The organism is Agriterribacter sp. (assembly GCF_035497235.1).
GTDB lineage: Bacteria > Bacteroidota > Bacteroidia > Chitinophagales > Chitinophagaceae > Agriterribacter.
This window is the reverse complement of sequence record NZ_DATJEB010000052.1, coordinates 1-19,382: the sequence shown is the minus strand read 5'-3', so window position 1 is coordinate 19,382 and position 19,382 is coordinate 1. Positions and strand designations below refer to the sequence as shown.

At 42.2% G+C, this 19,382-nt stretch carries 13 protein-coding genes; 9 read left to right on the top strand and 4 right to left on the bottom strand.

The features are described from left to right. Positions 1–25 precede the first annotated feature (25 nt). Together VL121_RS18375 and VL121_RS21760 are read right to left on the bottom strand one after the other, a co-directional pair. Entirely contained in the window at positions 26–433 is a 408-nt protein-coding gene (locus tag VL121_RS18375; RefSeq protein ID WP_325408068.1) for a helix-turn-helix transcriptional regulator, read from the bottom strand. A 25-nt stretch (positions 434–458) separates the two neighbouring features. Continuing rightward, positions 459–686, bottom strand: a complete 228-nt coding sequence (locus tag VL121_RS21760; RefSeq protein ID WP_414635430.1) for a helix-turn-helix domain-containing protein — start codon at positions 684–686, stop codon at positions 459–461. A gap of 37 nt (positions 687–723) precedes the next feature. On the opposite strand from VL121_RS21760, the gene VL121_RS18370 reads away from it, so the two are divergent. From VL121_RS18370 to VL121_RS18355, 4 genes are all read left to right on the top strand, one after another. After that, complete coding sequence (locus tag VL121_RS18370) at positions 724–1,338, top strand: sigma-70 family RNA polymerase sigma factor (protein ID WP_325408067.1); 615 nt, start codon at positions 724–726, stop codon at positions 1,336–1,338. Between the two features lie 219 nt (positions 1,339–1,557). Further along, positions 1,558–2,754 carry a FecR family protein gene (locus tag VL121_RS18365; protein WP_325408066.1) on the top strand — a complete coding sequence of 399 codons (1,197 nt, stop codon included), beginning with the start codon at positions 1,558–1,560 and terminating at the stop codon, positions 2,752–2,754. Positions 2,755–2,915: 161 nt separating this feature from the next. After that, complete coding sequence (locus tag VL121_RS18360; RefSeq protein WP_325408065.1) at positions 2,916–6,446, top strand: SusC/RagA family TonB-linked outer membrane protein; 3,531 nt, start codon at positions 2,916–2,918, stop codon at positions 6,444–6,446. Positions 6,447–6,465: 19 nt separating this feature from the next. Beyond that, on the top strand, positions 6,466–7,833 hold the full coding sequence (locus VL121_RS18355) for a RagB/SusD family nutrient uptake outer membrane protein (RefSeq protein ID WP_325408064.1): 1,368 nt from the start codon (positions 6,466–6,468) through the stop codon (positions 7,831–7,833). Between the two features lie 55 nt (positions 7,834–7,888). Here the strand turns inward: VL121_RS18355 and VL121_RS18350 are convergent, their stop codons facing one another. Both VL121_RS18350 and VL121_RS18345 read right to left on the bottom strand, forming a co-directional pair. After that, a complete protein-coding gene (locus tag VL121_RS18350) occupies positions 7,889–8,236 on the bottom strand; it encodes a hypothetical protein (RefSeq protein ID WP_325408063.1) in 348 nt (115 codons plus the stop codon). Between the two features lie 461 nt (positions 8,237–8,697). Then, complete coding sequence (locus VL121_RS18345; protein WP_325408062.1) at positions 8,698–9,660, bottom strand: AraC family transcriptional regulator; 963 nt, start codon at positions 9,658–9,660, stop codon at positions 8,698–8,700. Positions 9,661–10,115: 455 nt separating this feature from the next. Here VL121_RS18345 and VL121_RS18340 point away from each other — a divergent pair, with 455 nt between their 5' ends. From VL121_RS18340 to VL121_RS18320, 5 genes are all read left to right on the top strand, one after another. Beyond that, positions 10,116–11,564 (top strand): AAA family ATPase, encoded by a 1,449-nt coding sequence (locus VL121_RS18340; RefSeq protein WP_325408061.1) that lies wholly within the window; start codon positions 10,116–10,118, stop codon positions 11,562–11,564. A 76-nt stretch (positions 11,565–11,640) separates the two neighbouring features. Further along, on the top strand, positions 11,641–12,018 hold the full coding sequence (locus tag VL121_RS18335; RefSeq protein ID WP_325408060.1) for a GxxExxY protein: 378 nt from the start codon (positions 11,641–11,643) through the stop codon (positions 12,016–12,018). 182 nt (positions 12,019–12,200) lie between these two features. Further along, positions 12,201–15,791, top strand: a complete 3,591-nt coding sequence (locus VL121_RS18330) for a DUF5977 domain-containing protein (RefSeq protein ID WP_325408059.1) — start codon at positions 12,201–12,203, stop codon at positions 15,789–15,791. Between the two features lie 11 nt (positions 15,792–15,802). Continuing rightward, positions 15,803–16,345 (top strand): hypothetical protein, encoded by a 543-nt coding sequence (locus VL121_RS18325; RefSeq protein WP_325408058.1) that lies wholly within the window; start codon positions 15,803–15,805, stop codon positions 16,343–16,345. A 60-nt stretch (positions 16,346–16,405) separates the two neighbouring features. Beyond that, a partial coding sequence (locus tag VL121_RS18320; RefSeq protein WP_325408057.1) for a DUF6443 domain-containing protein occupies positions 16,406–19,382 on the top strand: 2,977 nt, incomplete at its 3' end.

Here is a 19,382-nt window from a genome sequence, read left to right as displayed (position 1 = left end):
AAAAAGTTTTGGCGGGATATAACGCTTATTCCGATCCCAGTAAGCGGACTAATAATTGACTGTTCTGATCCTGAAGCCGTTTGATTTCTTTTTTCAGGAACTTAATTTCGTCCTCCTTGGCTGTCATTAGCATTTCAACTACCCGGATGTCATTCTGGTACAGGTTATGCACATAGGCATTGCTGCTGTTAAGCGTGGTATGCGTATATTCAAAATTAATGTGAGAAGATGAATTGTTCGGGAAAAACAACGCAGAAGGTGCATTATATAATTGAGAAAGCTTTTGCGCTATATCATTATCTACGTTTTCTGCTCCGGCTTCAATGGCTTCATATTCACCCGGAGATATCTCCAGTTCACCGGCAACCTCCTGCTGAGACCAATTGCGGTGAGTCCGAAATGTATATAATATGGTACGCACATGTACAGCCATAATCAACCTTTTGTGCTGATAGATTTTACAACCTTTCTGCTTTTTTGAGAAAATCTGACAAGGAAATTTTAAAATACTTACATATGGCGGATAAGGTGCTAACGCTCAGGTTTGCCTTCGCTGTTTCAATCCGGCCAATATGAATATTGGTATCATTGTACACAGCTTCCTGGGTGAGTCCTTCGTTTTCACGGAGTTCTTTTATTACAATTGCAATCCTTTTAAGTAATATTTTATCTCTAAGCTGTGCCATTCGTGAATGAAGGTGGGAAGTAGGCAACGCTTTAACAATGACGTATTCGTCATTATTTATTATCTTTAGGATTATTGCTATGGCCGGGAGATTTTTAAATACTACTAAATTTCCGAATAAGGATATTCATCTTTTAGAAGAGTTTTTTAAAAATAACTTTTCTATGCTTTGTTATTTTGCCACTCGTTTTGTTCATGATACCGCTGCCGCGGAAGATATTGTGAGCGAATCATTGCTGAAGGTTTGGGAGAAAAGAAATGCCATGGAACATGCGGCAGCCCTGAAAAGCTATTGCTATACCGCTGTCCGCAACGCCTGCCTGCGATGGCTGGAAGTGCAGCAACGCGGCGCCGAACAGGAATGGAACAGGGTACAGGCTGAAGATATAACAGAATCGTGTGTGCTGGAAAAGATTATTCAAGCCGAAGTAATAGAAGAATTGTATACCGCCATTAAAAAGCTGCCGCCCCAAAGCAGCATAGTGTTCACCAAATTGTATATTGAAGGTAAAACAGTTGCCGAAACCGCACAGGAAATGAAGCTTGCGGTATCCACCATAAAATCGCATAAAAAAAACGGGATCACCCTTCTGCGGAGTATGATCTCACCTGCTGCGCTGCTCATTCTCGTTATTGCTGTGCAGGGAAGCTGATAAATTGCGAGGTTGCCAATCTCTTCAGGAGCATTATAGCTTGAGCGTCACCTATCCCCGGTTGACAACACACGCCCACAGGCGTAAAATCGTAGATGTACAGGCAAACCGGTATTTTTTTACAAATTTTTACTTATCCGTTAGTCCTTTTCTTCTCTTTTTGTATCCTTATACAAAAGGAGCGGTGATGCTACGCCAAAATATTTTTATCTTACTGAAATGAAAAACGAACCCCATATCAATAAGGATGATTTTGAAGGCGCCTACCGCACCGCCCGGCTAATAGCAGGGTACATTCGCAGTACGCTTACGGAAGAAGAGAAAGATGAGTTAGACGACTGGATATGCGCCAGCGATGATAATATGCGCCTGTTTGCCAGGTTAACGGATGAAAAAAACATAGAAGACAGCCTGAAGCAGCGCCACGTTTTTGATAGTGAGGCCGCCATAGAAAAGCTGAAGCAAAAAATAAGAGCAGAACAAATGCGAAAAACTGTTCGTAAAAGCAGCGTGTTTTTATATGCAACTGCCGCCACCATACTACTGATAGCTGCTTTATTTATGGTATTCCGGTATACAAATACACCACCATTACCCAAACATATAATTAGTGAAAAACCAGACCTTAAACCCGGTGGCGATAAAGCCACGCTTACGCTTGCCGATGGAAGAACGATTGCATTAGACAGCACACAAAAGAATATTGTGCAGGCCGGAAACGTGCAGGTAACCAATGCCGGGGGACAACTACTATATGAAGGAAACAGCAGCAAAGAAGAATGGCATACCTTAACCACCCCCAAAGGCGGACAGTACCGGCTGGTTTTACCAGACGGCTCAATGGTTTGGCTTAACGCGGCAAGCAGCATTACCTATCCAACGGCCTTCGCCGGTTCGCAAAGAAGAACAGTAGAGGTAACCGGTGAAGCCTATTTTGAAGTGAAGCATTACGCAAACAAGAAATTCATTGTGTCTGCCAATCAAACGACCACGGAGGTTTTGGGCACCCATTTTAATGTGAATGCGTACGATGATGAAGCGGGTATGAAAATAACCCTGCTAGAAGGCAGTGTAAAAATTTCGCAGAACAATGGCCGATCAGCAATTTTAAAACCAGGTCAACAGGCACAAGTTGACAAAGACGGGAAACTAAGTGTAGCCAATAACATCAATACCGAAGAAGTATTGGCTTGGAAGAACGGGTGGTTTGATTTTAATAATGCATCAATAGAAACCATCATGCGCCAGGTAGGCCGGTGGTACAATGTGGACATCAGCTACGCAGGAAAAGTAAATTACCATTTTAATGCAGAAATAGAAAGAAATGTACCGGTGTCAAAACTTTTTCAATTGCTGGAAATGACTGACAGGGTGCATTTTACCGTACAAGACAAAACCATTATTGTAAACCCTTAAAAAATTGCCGATGATATAATACATGCTATGGAGGCCCAAAAAACCGCTTCGTTTTGCGGACGAAGCGGTAAATGAAATTGGGTCAATTAATAACACAATCTGTGCGGATTGTTCCCTTGCAGGAAATAAATGTATTAATTAAACCAAAACAGTTCAAAGATATGGAATTCAGCATTCCCGGCAACATCCATGCTGATGCTGCTCGTTTATTGCCCATTAGGTATGGTATTAACAGGAAAATCATACTGATCATGAAAATGGTGATACTGCTTACAACCGTAGCCTGCCTGCAGGTATGGAGCCATCCAGCCGCTCAAACTCTAACGCTTAACCTGGAACACGCTTCCCTGGAAAAAGTATTCCAGGAAATCAGCAAACAAAGCGATTACCGTTTTATTTATACAAAAGAGGAATTGCTGGAAAGCAAAGCGGTAAGCCTGTCTGTTAATGAAGCGCCGGTTGAAGCCGTATTGAATTATTGCTTTAGTGAGCAACCGCTTACTTATGCCATTTCAGGCAGGTACATCATCGTGAAAAGAAAGTTCCACCCCCCCGATGCCATTAAGCCCGATACCCTGGTTAATATAAAAGGAAAAGTTACGGAGGAGAACGGCGAGCCGCTGGCAGGCGCAACAGTTACGGTTAAGGGCGCCAACCGTACAACCATTACCAATGAAAAGGGCGAGTTTTTCTTAGAACGGGTAAACGCTAATGTTATACTTGTGGTGAGCAGCATTGGCTATTTCCCGCGTGAATATCAAATGGAAGGAGAGAAGATAATTTTGCTGCGTTTGCGGGCAAATGTTAGTGAACTGGGCAATGTGAATATTGAGCTAAACACCGGCTTCCAGCAACTGCCTAAGGAAAGGGCAACCGGATCGTTTACATTTATTGATAATAAGCTTTTCAACGAGCAGGTGGGAACGGATGTGCTGAGCAGGCTGGAATATATTGCCAATGGATTATCGGTAAACCGGAAGATCAATGCCGGAGGTCAAATGAGCATCCGTGGCTTAAGCACAATCAAAGGCCCTAAAGATCCGCTGATCATTGTGGACAACTTCCCTTACGCGGGTGACCTGAATAATATCAATCCCAACAATATTGAATCCATTACCATTCTTAAAGATGCGGCTGCAGCATCTATATGGGGAGCAAGGGCCGGTAATGGCGTGATCGTGATCACTACTAAAAAAGGAAAATTCAACCAGCCGTTACGGTTGGAGCTGAACAGCAATATATCCATCGCTCAAAAGCCCAACCTGGGTTACCTCAAGCAGATGTCGGCAAGTGATTTTATTGACGTGGAAAAGATACTGTTTGAAAAAGGGTTTTATAGCGGGAGGGAGAACGATTTTACACGACCGCCACTTTCTCCAGTAGTAGAAACTCTGATTGCGGAAAGAGACGGACTGACAGACCCTGCCGCGGCCGCTGCAAAGATCAATGCGCTGCGCACAAGAGACGTAAGAGATGATTTTAACCGTTACCTGTACCGAAAGGCAGTGAATCAGCAATATGCATTAAATGTGAGGGGAGGTGCTGAGCACATTGCCTATGCTTTTGCTGCGGGGTTTGATAAAAATCTGTCGGAGCTTTCAGCCGGCTATGATCGTATAAACATTAGCTCCGAAAATACCTTTGTGCCGCTGAAAGGTTTGCAATTGAATGCGGGCATTTACTTTACGCAGAGCAAAAGCACCAGCGGCCGGCCGGATTATTATGCTATTCAGCAGCCGGGTTATTCTGCCCTTCCACCTTATACTTCATTAAATGAGCCGCTTGATTTTTACCGCCAACCCTATATTGACACAGTGGGAGAGAGTCAACTGCTTGACTGGAAATATCATCCCACGGAAGACTATAAGCACAGTCGCAGCGAATCAAAACTGCAGGATATTTTGCTTAATATCGGTGTCAGGTATAGCTTCCTGAAGGGGTTTTCTGCGGATGTTAAATGCCAATACGAACAGCAGCAGGTTAACGGGCAATCTTTGCATGATATGGAGAGCTATTATGCCCGCAATCTTATTAATACCTTCACACAAATTAATGATGGCGCGGCCACTTACGGCGTTCCCCCGGGTGCGATGCTGGGGTTATCTCATAGCTCCGTTACATCACACAACTTCAGAGGGCAGCTCAATTATGACAACCGGTGGGGCAAGCATGCCATTACCGCAATTGCCGGGACCGAAACCCGGCAGATCGTAAATAAATCCAATGGCAACACTATCTATGGTTACAACAATGATATACTCACCTATACACCGGTTGATTATAGTAATGTAAAGCCCACTTTTATTACTGGCTGGGGAAGTTTTATTCCCGATGGTATTTCTATTAATGAAACCATGAACCGGTTTGTTTCTTTTTACGGAAATGCGGCATATACTTACCTTGACAGGTACACTGTTTCCGGTAGCGCTCGCAGGGATGCTTCTAATCTTTTTGGCGTATCTACCAATAATAAATGGAGACCCTTATGGTCGGCAGGAGCAGGTTGGGAAATATCTAAAGAAAGATTTTATAAATTTTCATTCCTTCCGTACCTGAAACTAAGAGCTACTTATGGTTTTAGTGGGAATGTGGATCCTTCGATGACCGGCGTAGTGACTATTCAATATGATGGTACCAATCAGTACTTAAATACTCCAATTGCAAAAGTAGCGAATTTTTATAATCCTGACCTGAGATGGGAGAAAGTTGGAATAACAAATATTGGGTTGGATTTTAGAACTATTCAGGGAAGAGTTTTTGGGAGTGTTGAATATTATGCAAAACGGGGTAACGACTTATATGGACTTGTTCCAATAGATTACTCGGCAGGATTAGGACCGGATATAGTAATAAAAAATGTTGCTTCTATGAAGGCTGGGGGTATGGACATTGACCTTACCTCCATTAATACAACTGGTCAGCTTCAATGGACAACTAATGTCAACTTAAATCTCTACAGCGATAAAATAGTGAAGTACTACATAATAAATCTTCAAGCACGAAATTATATAACAAGAAATGGATTATTGAGTATCTCCGGACTGGAAGGCAAGTCCGTGTACGCCATGTTTTCATATCAATGGGCCGGTCTGAACCCTCAGAATGGAGACCCGCAGGGTTTCGTAGAAAAGGAAATTTCATCCGATTATAACGCACTTACAGGAGGGAATTCAACGATAAATGATCTTTACTATAGTGGAAGCATAATGCCTAAGTTTTTCGGCAATATGGGTAATACGTTTACTTTTAAAGGTATCTCTCTTTCTTTTCAGGTTACATATAAAATAGGATATTACTTCCGAATATCTTCAATATACTATAGTAGTCTTTTCAGTTCGTATGCAGGGCATTCGGATTTTGAGCGGCGTTGGCAAAATCCAGGAGATGAGCTGCATACATCTGTTCCTTCCTTAAAGTATCCGGCAGTTCTGAGTAGAGATGATTTTTATAACGGTTCTAAGGTACTGGTAGAAAAGGGCGATCACCTACGGCTGCAATATGTCAATATTACTTATAGCCTAAAAAACAGTTTGGTGAAATATTTAGGAATGCAACAACTACAATGTTATGCATTCATGAGTAATGTTGGGATAATGTGGCGGGCTAATAAAAAACAGATTGATCCGGATTTTTCAGACAATTCAATCCTCCTTGGAAAAACCTATTGTTTTGGGATAAGGGCAATATTTTAAGCTATTTAAATTACAGCAAATGCAACGATTATCAATGTATATACTATCTGTTTGTATTCTTCTTATAGTATCATCTTGTAAAAAATATCTTGAGGTAACAACGGATAAAAAATTAGTAGTAATCACCAACTTAATTGATTTACAGAGCCTGCTTGATGCATCAAGCCAGATAAACTTTGTAGATCCAGGTGCAGGGGAAGTGAGCGCAGATAATTATTATTTGACTGAGGACATATGGGAAGGTTTGGATGAATATGATCGTAATCAATATATATGGAAGGATTACAATGTTATACCACCTTTTTCAGTATTCCAAACAAATGCATGGGCAAATTGCTTTAATGTTATTTATCGGGCAAACACCGTTCTTTTCAATATCAACACAATACTGAAAACGCCGAATAATACGGCAGATTATGATAACATTCGAGGTCAGGCTCATTTTTTAAGAGCAAAATTCAATCTTGAATTGGCTTGGGTCTGGTGCTTGGCGTATGACCACTCCAGTGCGGAAACTGACTTGGGAATACCATTGAGATTGACTCCGGATTTTAATGAACAGTCTGTAAGAGCTACTCTTCAACAAAGCTATGATCAGATTATTACTGACTTAAAAATTGCGGTAGCCTTATTGCCTGAAACACCCCTCCATACACTTCGCCCTTCTAGGGCGGCAGCATATGGCTATTTGTCCCGCTGTTATTTGTCTATGCGTGATTATGTGAATGCTGGTAAATATGCTGATTCATGTCTGCAGCTATATCCAGAGCTAATGGACTTTAATGTTGATATACCCGATACCAACAGCTTTTACCCTATTCCCCAGTTTAATAAGGAAACAGTGTATTTCTGTAGGATGGCATCACCCCGGCCCGTGTACTATGGGAATATTGATACTTCCTTATATAAAAGTTTTGGCAATGGTGATTGGAGAAGGACACTTTTTTTTACTGATGATGGAAATAATAATATTGGTTTTAAAGGCAGTTATAATAAAAGTAGGGCACCATTTACCGGATTAGCGTCTGACGAAATGTATTTGACACGTGCTGAGTGTTTTGCTAGGAATGGAAATCCAGCGAAGGCCATAGAAGACTTAAACTACTTGTTGGAACATAGGTATAGGCAAGGAACATTTACTCCCATCCCTATTCTCAGTACACAGGTAGCCATTGATACTATTCTTGTTGAAAGAAGAAAAGAACTTATATATCGGGAACTTCGCTGGATGGATATCAAACGTCTCAATAAAGAAGATTGGAATATTGAGTTGAAAAGAGTAGTTCACGGAAAGATTTATGCTCTCTCTCCTAATGATCTGCGATACGCACTTGCGATACCAGAAGACATAATAGCAAGGTCAGGGATGCCTCAAAACCCTAGATAACAGATGGTCAACAAGGTGGCGTTTTGATAACCACCTTGTTAAAGGGTAAGCCTGCTTAAGGTTTTTGCTCCATTACAGTAATAGAACTACCATTGATTCCGTTCGAACCAATATAAGTTACTAAACCAGATTTTGTAGAAATTGTGGCGGATTTAATCTTACATGCTAGCGAACCTCCATCACATGAAACAGATGGATTAGTTTCATGACGTGTCCATTTTGTTGAATCAGTGTACTGTGTTGTAGATGTACCATTAAATACAAAATAAGTATCAGCAAATTTTTCGTTACTATACGTTTTTTCTATCTCCGTATTTTTTTTAGGAAACGCCTTGTTCCCGAATGCAAATACTACTATCGCGAATACTCCCAGAATGGGCAATATCAATTTCATTTTACGCATAAAAAAGTATGCTTTTATAATCTCAAAAAGCAATAAAAACTTTAAGTCAGTTAATGAATTGGGTATACAACGCAATGCCCTTATGCATTGCTTTGATAAAAAGATAAGGCTTACTCTGTTACAGGTTTTCAGCTTCCTTCCTGCCGCTGCAGCCTGGCCGGGACACAGCGATATGATTATTGCAATAAAATGATTAGTAACAGGGATACAGCTTAAAGCGCTGTTTTCAGCATTTCAGCATCGCTTTTTTCAGCAAGCTGAAACGGGGGAACAGGAATAATGATTAAAAAGTTGACCGGGTTGGATATGCCACAACGGTTATCATTTGCTTTATCATTAACCGGAGAGATTTATTACCATTGTGCAATGCTAAGTTCCAACTACTTCTTTAACCATGCAAATGCATCCATCCGCTTTTCGGGAATAGTTATACGGTATTCGGGAGGATGGTTGAGCCCCGGTTACTTCCGTTTTCGCTTCCTGCCCGGCGTGGTACCAAAACGCGCGTTATAGGCATGGGTAAGGTCTTCTGTGCGCCAGCCCGTTTCAATAGCCGTGTATTTTACCGATTTGCCAAGGTCTAATAATTCAATTGCCCTTTCTAACCGTTTTTCCCTCAGGTATTCGTAGGGTCCTTTTCCAAAAACCATTTTAAAAACCATCTTAAAACGATACTCATTCATGCCGGTTATTTTTGCCAATTGCGGAATAAGGTAGTGGGCAGATATATCTTTTGTTATGAGGCGTTCCGCGTAATACGCTTTTTCTTTCTCTTCAGGCGTATACGGCGCGTTTACCGGGTTATACAGGCTGATGGCCACCAGGTAGCTGAATAAAAGGTCGCCGGCCCGGAACCTGAAATAAGGGGCCAGCCATGCTTTGGGGTAGCGACACCGCAGAATTTTTTCCACCAGTTCCCTTGTAGCATGTTCCATATATTGCGGGGTTTCCACAAGCATGTTACCCTCAGGTAATTCCGCCAGTTCCCGGCTTATCTTTGGAAAATAGCGCAGTATATCTGTATAAAAATCCGCACTATACCAGGCGGTAAAAAGCGCAGTAAATTTTTCCTTATCCGGTATTGTCCTGGTTTCCGGGATGCCTTTGGTCACTATCCATTGTCCTTCCGTAAACTTTCTCTTTGTATCGCCGGTTTCCAATACAAGATCACCATCTAAAATAATTTGCAGGTAAAGTCCTTTACCGTAAGGCTTGTTTTTTAAAACAAAATGTTCTTTCGTGCTCAGCACTGCATAACCGAAAATAAAATCACCTGCCTGGTAAAGCTGAATGCAAACCGATCCAAAACGTCCCGTTGCGGCATACGCTTTACCACCCGGCAGCCGCACACCCGGGAAGTCCGGGGGCAGCTCTTCTTTCCACGTAAGCGGCGAATGGGTGATAGATTGAACATTCGGTGTCATTCAGTGTTATTAGATGAATTGTTTCCAAAATACCGATAAATTATGAGACAGTGCAGGGGTAGGGGCGTATTTCACAATATCGTATTGCCAATGAAAGCGGGCGGTGCGCATATCGCCAACGGCAGGCCGGTGGCAGTACAATCATTTATTTTGTCCCGCTGCAGGCAAGCTACTTCCCTTCAATATATCCCGCTACCGTCTTTTAACGGTATTTTGCTACCGTTAAAAAACGGTGTTTTACTACCGTTAAAACAACGTTTTTTCTCCTATAAACAACGGTATTTTAAAATGCAGGGCATTGACTTTTCCCAAAAAATCTTTCATAATCAATGGGTTAGTTAAAATAGCCAATGCCTTTACGTTGTAATAGATTTTCTGGCAGTGTTATCTTATGTTAAAAACTTTTCTACATTCGGTTTGTACTACGGTGCCATCCCTTAAACCTTTACGCCGATATGAGGCTTACCTTATCCATTTTGCTTTTAGTCTTTACTATTGGGTTATACGCCCAGGATAGCATAAGCAACAGCGTTGTTCAAATCCCCGGCAAATACATCAGCAGCGTTGATAAAAAAGTAGAAGGCTTAGATAAACAACTCACCCGCCAATCTGATAAATATTTAAACAGCTTATCCAAACAGGAAAAAAAGATTTTCCGGAAGCTTAAAAAATTAGATTCATCACGAGCCAAAGAAATATTAGGCGATAGCAAAGCAGCCTATGAGCAGCTTTCCCAAAAGCTCAATGCCGCCAACGGAAAGTTGGACAAGGCTTTTTCGGGTCAGTACCTCCCCTACTTAGATTCTCTTCAGGGCTCGTTAGGCTTTTTAAAAGATGCAAAGAATATAGTCTCCAAATCAAAAGACATTCAGGAGAAATTAGGCAGTTCCCTGCAGCAGGTAAAGCAACTGCAAAACAAATTGCAGCAGGCAGATGAGATCAAGCGTTATGTGCAGCAACGGCAGGAACAGCTCAAAACCCTGTTGAGCAGCTATACCAACCTGCCCAAAAGCATTACTAAGCACCTGAGCAAATATCAACATGAAGTTTACTATTACGGAAGGCAGGTGCAGGAATACCGGGAAACTTTAAATGACCCGGATAAGCTGTTTAAAAAAGTATTGGCTACGCTTCAAACCCTGCCGGCTTTCAAAAAGTTCATGAGCAAACATTCTATGCTGGCAGGCATATTTGCACCGATCCCTGCTCCGGGAATAACGGCGGCTTTAGATCCTTCGCTTCCCACCCGCAGCCAGGTAATGCAGGTTGCACAACAAAGAATTGCAGCAGGCGGGCAAAACGGGCAACAAGCGTTTGCCCGGCAATTGCAGCAGGCGCAGGGTGAAATGGCAAAGCTCAAAGATAAATTCAGCGAGCTGGGCATAAGTCCGGGAGATGATATGAGTATGCCCGACTTTAAACCGAACCAGCAAAAAACAAAAACTTTTCTCCAGCGTCTCGAATACGGCAGCAGTCTTCAGTCGCAGCGCAGTAACAATTACTTCCCGGTCACAACGGATATTGCCGCAACCATTGGATATAAGATCAATGACAAAAGTGTGGTGGGCATAGGAATTTCTGGAAAGGCTGGCTGGGGAAAGAACTGGAAGCACATTAAACTAACCGGCGAAGGTGTGGGTATGCGCTTTTTTGTGGATTGGAAAGCAAGAGGCAATATATGGTTAACCGCAGGTGCAGAACTGAACTACCTGAAGCCCGTGGAAAGTCTGGCTGTTTTTAAGAACTACAGCAACTGGAACAGGAGTGCACTGGCAGGCATAAGCAGGAAATACAAGATTGGCAAAAAGCTCAAAGGCAATATGCAGATACTCTATGATTTTTTGCACAAACAACATACCCCCCCAACCGATGCTTTTGTGTGGAGAGTGGGGTATAATTTTTAGAAAGAATGTCTGCATCACGGATGAAAGGATTACACGAATGACACAGAGAAGAGGCTAACAATAAAAGCAAACGACTATGGAAAAATTGAAATACGCCGATATAACAGAAAAGATCATAGGATCTGCATTTGAAGTGCACAAATTTTTAGGGAATGGTTTTCAGGAAGTGATTTATCAGCGTGCACTTGCGTATGAAATGAAAGTGGCAGGTTTGGTATTTGCCAGAGAAATAGAGCAGCCCATTTATTACAAGGAATTAAAAGAAGCAATCGGAACAAGAAGAGCAGATTTTGTGGTAGAAGGAAAGGTGCTGGTGGAATTAAAAGCGGTAACGGTTTTGGATGATGTGCATCTGGCACAGGCGCTAAATTATTTGAAAACGTATCGTCTGGAAGTGGGGCTATTGATCAATTTCGGAAGTAAGAGCATGGAATTTAAAAGAGTTGTAATGTAGAATAAGCCTGAATTACAGATGAAAGGATTACACGGATTGAGATAACAAAACAATTCAGTGAAATCTTTTAATCCGGCAAATCCGTGATTCCGACAATTAACAACATACACCACCAACCGATGCTTTTGTGTGGAGAGTGGGGTATAATTTTTAGAAAACGTACACCATATCAAATCGAAATAATGAAAAAGAGTGAGGCATCAATTTCTGTTTTAGTTCTTATTGCATTCTTTCTGCTTGTTAGTATCAATGATACGAAAGCCCAGATAAACGCAAGTTTAATAAAAGTAGGATACCCTTCTCCGGCAGCAATGGAAATGCAGAAATATGGAGAATATCCTATTGGGCATTTTACTGGCATTCCTGACATTAAGATACCACTGTATGAAATTAAAACGCCTCGCATTACTTTGCCTATCGAGTTACAAAATCACCCATCAGGGTTTAAGCCAACTATGTTTAATGGAAGTGTAGGAGTAGCCTGGACTTTAAAAGCAGGAGGCCGGTTAACAAGAACTGTTTATGGCGCGCCGGATGACCAAGCCACTTTTCCAAATGGGTTTGCTCAAAGAGTTGGATTTGACAATTATTCAGACTACGAATATCTAAAGAGTATTGATGAAGGAGCTAAGGATACAGAATATGATTTATTCTCTTTCGATGTGAGTACCGATGCAGGGAATTTTGTGTTAAAAAATTCTACTCCTGTCAAAACACCCCTTACTACCACATACAGACCATTAAAAATCACTTATGAGAAAAACAGTACAGGGGATAAATTTATTGCCTTTACAATCATTAATGAGGAAGGAACCATTTTCCGATTTGGCAAATCGCTTAGGAATGGAACGGAGTATCACGAATTATCCCAAACTAGTCAAGGCGGTACTGTGAGAGGATTTGTTTCAAGCTGGTTGCTAACCGAAATCATTTCGAGCGACCGAAGCGATACTGTTAGTTTTAATTACGTTCAAAGTTCAGTAGAGTCCAAGCGAGCGGTTGGAGATAAGATTGTGGCAAAAGATTTAACACTATCTGCCTCTGTTGAAAATTCTTACTCCACCTACGGTATGCAGCTAAGTGATATAATGGTAATCAACGAAATAAAATTTAAGAATGGGCGCGTTTCATTTGAATACAATACGGATAAAAGCAAACTTTTGAAAATAAAAGTATATCCGGAAGTCGTAACTACGCCCATAAAGGTATTCAGTTTCAGCTCTTCACGATATGACAATTTTACAAATTTTGTAAAACTGGATTCACTTAAAATTCTTAATGGCTCTGAGACGGATAGCAGCCAAAAATATCTATTTACTTACTACAACAATCTTTCGTTACCTAATAATGCTGAAATTGAGAAAATGACAGACTGGTGGGGGTTCTACAATCAATCAACTTATTCCAGTATTCTTCCTTCGATGAATATCACTATTCAGGGTACAACGGCAGGGACATATACGTATTCAATTGGAGGTCCGAATGCGAATCGGTCTCCTTCGGAGTTACACACAAAGAACTATATGCTGGAAAGCATCCGATACCCCACAGGAGGAAAAACCAAATTTGAATATGAGTTGAATAAATATTATGATAATGGGGTGAAAGATGCTGGAGGATTAAGAATAACAAAGATTTCCAATTATAACAACGACACGCTAATTGGCTTTAAGTCCTACAAATATGGAATAGGTGAAAATGGATATGGAATTGCTGTGTTAAAAGTGGGACAGTTGCCGCATTTTTCTTTTAGCAACCTATATGTTTCAGTTGACGAAATATTTCAACCCACCAGTTATAGAGGCACTTCCTATAATGCACGATTCTCAACTGAGCTTCAAGGCGCATTATCCAGTCCGGTATGTTATGAACAGGTTACGGAGTATACACGCGATCCTACCAATAACATAGGTAAGACCGTCTATAAATACAATTACCAAAATCCTACACATGGGATCTACAGTCCTCAAAATAGCGAGGACAATACCTATAACTTATATCTGGATAAACATAATGGATGGAGCTTTGGAAAGTTGATTGAAAAGGTTGATTATAAAAGAGAACAAAACGGAAGTTATACTGAAGTCCAACGCTTAAGGAATACATATCTTGATTTTAAAAAAGAGGAGATACGCGGTCTCAGATTGAGAAGATATTGCTATTCTTCACAAGGATCCAATGATATGTCTGAATATATAGTAAATTATTCCTTAACAGACATTTATCCTAATTATCAATTTGGATTTTATTATATTGAATCTGGTGATAAAAAATTGTATAAATCGGAGAATATTCAATACTCCGGAACCGATTCTGTAAAGACTGTTACCCTTTTTTACTATACTAACACCGACTATTTAGAACCAACGCGAACAGTACGCTACGGCAGCAAAGGAGATTCTTTAGTGCTGTTAAACAGAACTCCACTAGACAAAAGCATCATTCATGCAAGTACTCCGCTTTCTTCTACAGCCTCTGAGGCATTAGATTCTATGGTATCAAGGAATATTTTAGCTAATGTGCAGAGCGAGGAATTTTTGAATAACACTTTAAAGAGAAAAGTTTTAATAGCATATAAGTTGCAAAATTCTAAAATTGTAACTCAACATGAGATCTATGAGCAAATCAAAACAAATCTTATAGAGAAGATAACTGAGTTTCTCAACTTTGACAACACCGGCAATATCCTTCAACAACAAAAAACCAACGATGTAACGCAAAGCTTCATATGGGATTACAACAGCACATATTCTGTTACGGAAGCAACAAATGCAGATGTTGCCGACATCGCCTACACCTCCTTTGAATCCGATGGCAAAGGCAACTGGACGTATTCCGGCTCGCCTGCTCCTGATGTTACTGCGCCTACCGGCAAAAAAATATATGATCTTTCTTCAGGCAACATCACCAAATCAATCAACAGTGCAACAACTTATATTATTTCCTACTGGAGACCAACCGGTTTACCTACGCTTACCATTTCGGGAACAATAACGGGCTACCCCATCAGCGGTAGAACCGTAAATGGCTGGAAGTATTACGAGCATAAGATCAGTGCTCAAAACACAGCTACTATCAGCGGCAGCGGCAACATTGATGAGCTGAGGCTTTATCCCGCCAGCGCTCTGATAACCACCTACACTTACGAACCATTGATCGGCATGACCAGCCAGTGCGATGTGAATAACAGGATAACATACTATGAATACGATGGTTTTGGAAGGCTGGCGCTGGTAAGGGACCAGGATAAAAATATCATTAAAAAGCTATGTTATAATTATGCCGGACAACCCGAGGGTTGCCTTAGTTATCCAAGTGCCGCCAAAAGCGGTGTGTTCAGCAAAGCGTGCAGCGGTTGCGATATAGGATCTGCGGTTACCTATACTGTTCCGGAGGGAAGATATACCGCTCAAACCCAAACAGAGGCTGATGCGCTTGCTCAAAATGACGTAAATACAAACGGGCAGGCTTATGCCAATGCCAACGGCACCTGCACTGCACCATCAAATGCAAACATTTCTGTTACCAATACATCCTTTTCAAGCGCTTCAGTAACTTTTACCGACAATTGCTCGCATGTATCCTACTTCTATAACATTGATCCGTATAGTTCCACAACATTTGGACCTATACCGGCCGGCACCTATAGGGTAGATATGTCTGCAGCAGGTACACACACTTATTATATCAACAGCTACTCCCAGACGAGCAGTATACCGGTTAATTTTAACAATATCCCCATCAGCGGAACGGCAACGGTAGAGATTAATTAAAACCCATTACCATGCAAATACTACTATATATAATTTTTATCAGGACGTTTTTTCTGTTTGACAGTTCCTTTTATAATATCAGTTTTGAAAGCCTCGAAGGGAACACTATTAGCATGTCATCATTTAAAGGACAAAGAGTGCTTGTTTTTATAACCGATGGCACCAATCCAGATATCAGGCATCTATCCATTACAGATTCCATTATCAAAGCAGACCAGGTAATTACAAAAGTGATCATTATTCCAGCCATTGACCTTAGTGCAGATAAAAACGTCTTCAGCTCAAACAAGCTCATCACCCTGTTTTCAGCTTTAGAGAAAAAAGGGGTTATTGTCAGTAAACCGGGAAAGGTAAAAAAGGAAAGCAAAACAGATCAGCATGTCCTGTTACAATGGTTAACTGATCTGTCCGCGAATGGCCATTTTAACCGGGATGTAGAAAAGGATGGGCAGGTGTTCATGATCAGTGAGAATGGTGTACTGTATGGGATACATGAAAAACAGTTGCCGGCCTCAGCCATACGGAAAGCCATGACCCGAAAAATAAAGGAATAACAATATAACAAGGATTTTATCATTGAAGAACGTCAACCATCTTAACCCAGAAGCGCTTTTATGAAAATCATTTTATATCACAAACGCCCGGTGCAGCTTTTAACGATTGCACTATATGCCATACTCCCTGTTGTATTGTGTGCTCAAAGCCCGCTTCCCGATCCTTACAATTCTTCCACCATCAAGGTCAACTACATCCGCACCTGGGATGCCCGTGCGCCGGAGCAGGATGCTAATAATCTTATAACCCGCCCGTTGCGCGATGTGCAGCAGGCTACTCAATACTTTGACGGGCTGGGCAGACCCTTGCAGACCGTTGTAAAAGAAGGCTCAATGGTTACGGGTAACAGTCCTGTTGATATGATCAGCCCGGTAGTATACGATGCCTTCGGACGGGAGACCATCAAATACCTGCCCTTTGCATCCACGGCAAATGACGCTACTAAAAATGATGGTAATTTTAAGCTTACTCCTTTTACCCAACAAGTCGATTTTTACAATACGCAGCTTGCCGGTCAGACAGGAGAAACCCATGTAGGAACAAACAATCTGAACTGGGCCTACAGTAAAACCAATTTTGAGCCTTCACCGCTGAACCGTATTGATAATACCTATGCGCCCGGCGCCGCGTGGGTGGGAAGTGAAGGGGCTGTCAACGAAGCCGGCAGGCATGGTATAAATATCAAATACTATGTCAACACCACCACCGATGGGGTTAGGATATGGAATGTAACCGATGCGGCACAGGGTAGCTTTGGCGGCTATGCCAGCCCGGGCGCTTACCCCGCAGGGGAACTGTATAAAACCATCAGTATAGATGAGCATGACAAACAGGTCATTGAATTTAAGGACAAGGAAGGCAAAGTAATACTCAAAAAAGTACAGACTGATAATGCAACCGCCGATGATGGAGCGGGAACGGGTTATGCCAACTGGATATGTACCTATTATATTTATGACGACCTGGGTAACCTGCGCTGCGTGATACAACCCAAGGGGGTAGATTTTATCAAAACCAACTGGGTGCTCAATGGCACATCAACGTTAACGAGGCTCTGCTTCCGCTATGAATACGATCAGCGCAACCGTATGATCATGAAAAAAGTACCCGGAGCCGACCCGGTGTATATGGTATATGACGCCCGCGACCGGCTGGTGATGACCCAGGATGGCCGTAACCGGGAGATATCAGCGCCCATCTGGATGGTAACCTTATACGATGAGCTCAACCGACCGATAATAAATGGTTCTCTCAAACACTCCTATCTTAATAAACCTTTTACCACACTTTTAACAGAGGCTGCCCAAAGCACAAGTTATCCCTTTGCTTCTGCTCCCGCTTCATCCGACTGGGCGGAGCGCATTACCACGGGTTATGATAATTTTGATGGCATTGGCACATTACCCACCGGACTTACCACAGCATTCGACAATACCTGGCTTACAGGGGATTATATTCATACCACTTACAATGCCAGCCCCGAATACGCACAGCCTGTAACCGCCTCCAATCAAACCAGGGGCATGGTAACCTGGACAAAGTCGGTAGTTATAGGCTTCAGCCAGTTTTTATACAGCCTTAATTTTTACGATGACAAAGGAAGGCTTATACAGGTAAAAGGCACGAACTACAGCGGAGGCATAGATATAACCACTACGCAATACAACTGGGCAGGTCAGCCACTAAGGATCATCCAAAAACATCAAAAAGCCGGTACGCCCGCCCAAAGCAGTGTAGTAGTAACCGATATGATATATGATGACCTGGGCCGGCTGGTCACCACCCGTAAAAAAATCAGCAACAGCCTGGTCAGTGTTGGCGACCTCCCCACACCCTGGACCACTATTGCGGTCAATGAATATGATGCCCTGGGCCAATTAGCCAAAAAGAAAATAGGCCTTAAAAAAGATAACAACGGGAACTATACTACGGAAGCCCTGGCCAACCTTGAGTACAGCTATAATGTCCGCGGCTGGCTGACCGGCATCAATAGGGAGTACATAGATAATAACGATGCCGACCGGTACTTTGCCCAGGAACTGGGCTACGACAAAGATGTGAGCCTGGGCAGCTTTAATGGCAAACAATACAACGGCAATATCAGCGCTGTGCTGTGGAAGTCGGCAGGCGATGGTCAGCGGCGCAAATACGATTTCAGCTACGATGCCCTTAACCGGTTCACCAAAGGAAACTTCGGGCAATATGTGTCAGGAAGCGCCCAATCGGCCCTCTTCGACAAAACAACAGCAGGGCTGGATTTTACAGAAGAAATTAATGAATACGATGCGATTGGTAATATTGTGCGGCTCAAACGCTATGGATACAAGCCCACGGGTTCGGCATTGATAGATGACCTGGAGTACACATATGAAAATGGTGTCAGCACCAAGCTTTCGAAGGTAAAGGATTATGCAGCCGCAGACCCCGGCAGCGGGCTGGGCGATTTTACAGATGGCGCCAATACCACAGATGATTACGGCTATAACGGCAACGGCAGCATTACCAAAGACCTCAACAAAGGCATCAGCAGCATTGTACATCATACCACCATTAACCTGCCTTATACGGTAACGTTCGCCAACAACAAAGGCAATATAGAATTCTTCCGGGAAGCCTCCGGTACCACGCTTGCCAAAAAAGTAGTAGAAAACAGTGCCACCGTTCCCTATATGGGCAGCAGTTACAGCAGCAAGCTTACCACCACCACCACTTATTTGGGCAGCTTTATTTATGAAACAAAGGACTATGACCTGAGCACTCTTAACCCGTTAGACTGTAAAGACAAGCTGCAATTGGTGAATCATGAAGAAGGACGGATAAGAGCACTCTATACCGACCCCGTAAATTCAAACCTGCTTACGGGGTTTGCCTATGATTATTTTATAAAAGATCACCTGGGCAATGTGCGGATGGTATTGACCGAAGAACAAAAAGACGACCAGTACCCTGCCGCTACCATGGAAACAGCTAACCGCACCAATGAAGAAAAATATTACAGCGGACTTTCTTCCAGTGAAACTGCCAAACCTCCGGGTT

Coding starts and splice junctions, on each gene's coding strand:
- VL121_RS21760 (WP_414635430.1), bottom strand. CDS start 686: ATGGCACAGCTTAGAGATAAAATATTACTTAAAAGGATTGCAATTGTA.
- VL121_RS18330 (WP_325408059.1), top strand. CDS start 12,201: ATGAAAAAGAGTGAGGCATCAATTTCTGTTTTAGTTCTTATTGCATTC.
- VL121_RS18325 (WP_325408058.1), top strand. CDS start 15,803: ATGCAAATACTACTATATATAATTTTTATCAGGACGTTTTTTCTGTTT.
- VL121_RS18340 (WP_325408061.1), top strand. CDS start 10,116: ATGAGGCTTACCTTATCCATTTTGCTTTTAGTCTTTACTATTGGGTTA.
- VL121_RS18350 (WP_325408063.1), bottom strand. CDS start 8,236: ATGCGTAAAATGAAATTGATATTGCCCATTCTGGGAGTATTCGCGATA.
- VL121_RS18375 (WP_325408068.1), bottom strand. CDS start 433: ATGGCTGTACATGTGCGTACCATATTATATACATTTCGGACTCACCGC.
- VL121_RS18365 (WP_325408066.1), top strand. CDS start 1,558: ATGAAAAACGAACCCCATATCAATAAGGATGATTTTGAAGGCGCCTAC.
- VL121_RS18370 (WP_325408067.1), top strand. CDS start 724: ATGACGTATTCGTCATTATTTATTATCTTTAGGATTATTGCTATGGCC.
- VL121_RS18335 (WP_325408060.1), top strand. CDS start 11,641: ATGGAAAAATTGAAATACGCCGATATAACAGAAAAGATCATAGGATCT.
- VL121_RS18360 (WP_325408065.1), top strand. CDS start 2,916: ATGGAATTCAGCATTCCCGGCAACATCCATGCTGATGCTGCTCGTTTA.
- VL121_RS18345 (WP_325408062.1), bottom strand. CDS start 9,660: ATGACACCGAATGTTCAATCTATCACCCATTCGCCGCTTACGTGGAAA.
- VL121_RS18355 (WP_325408064.1), top strand. CDS start 6,466: ATGCAACGATTATCAATGTATATACTATCTGTTTGTATTCTTCTTATA.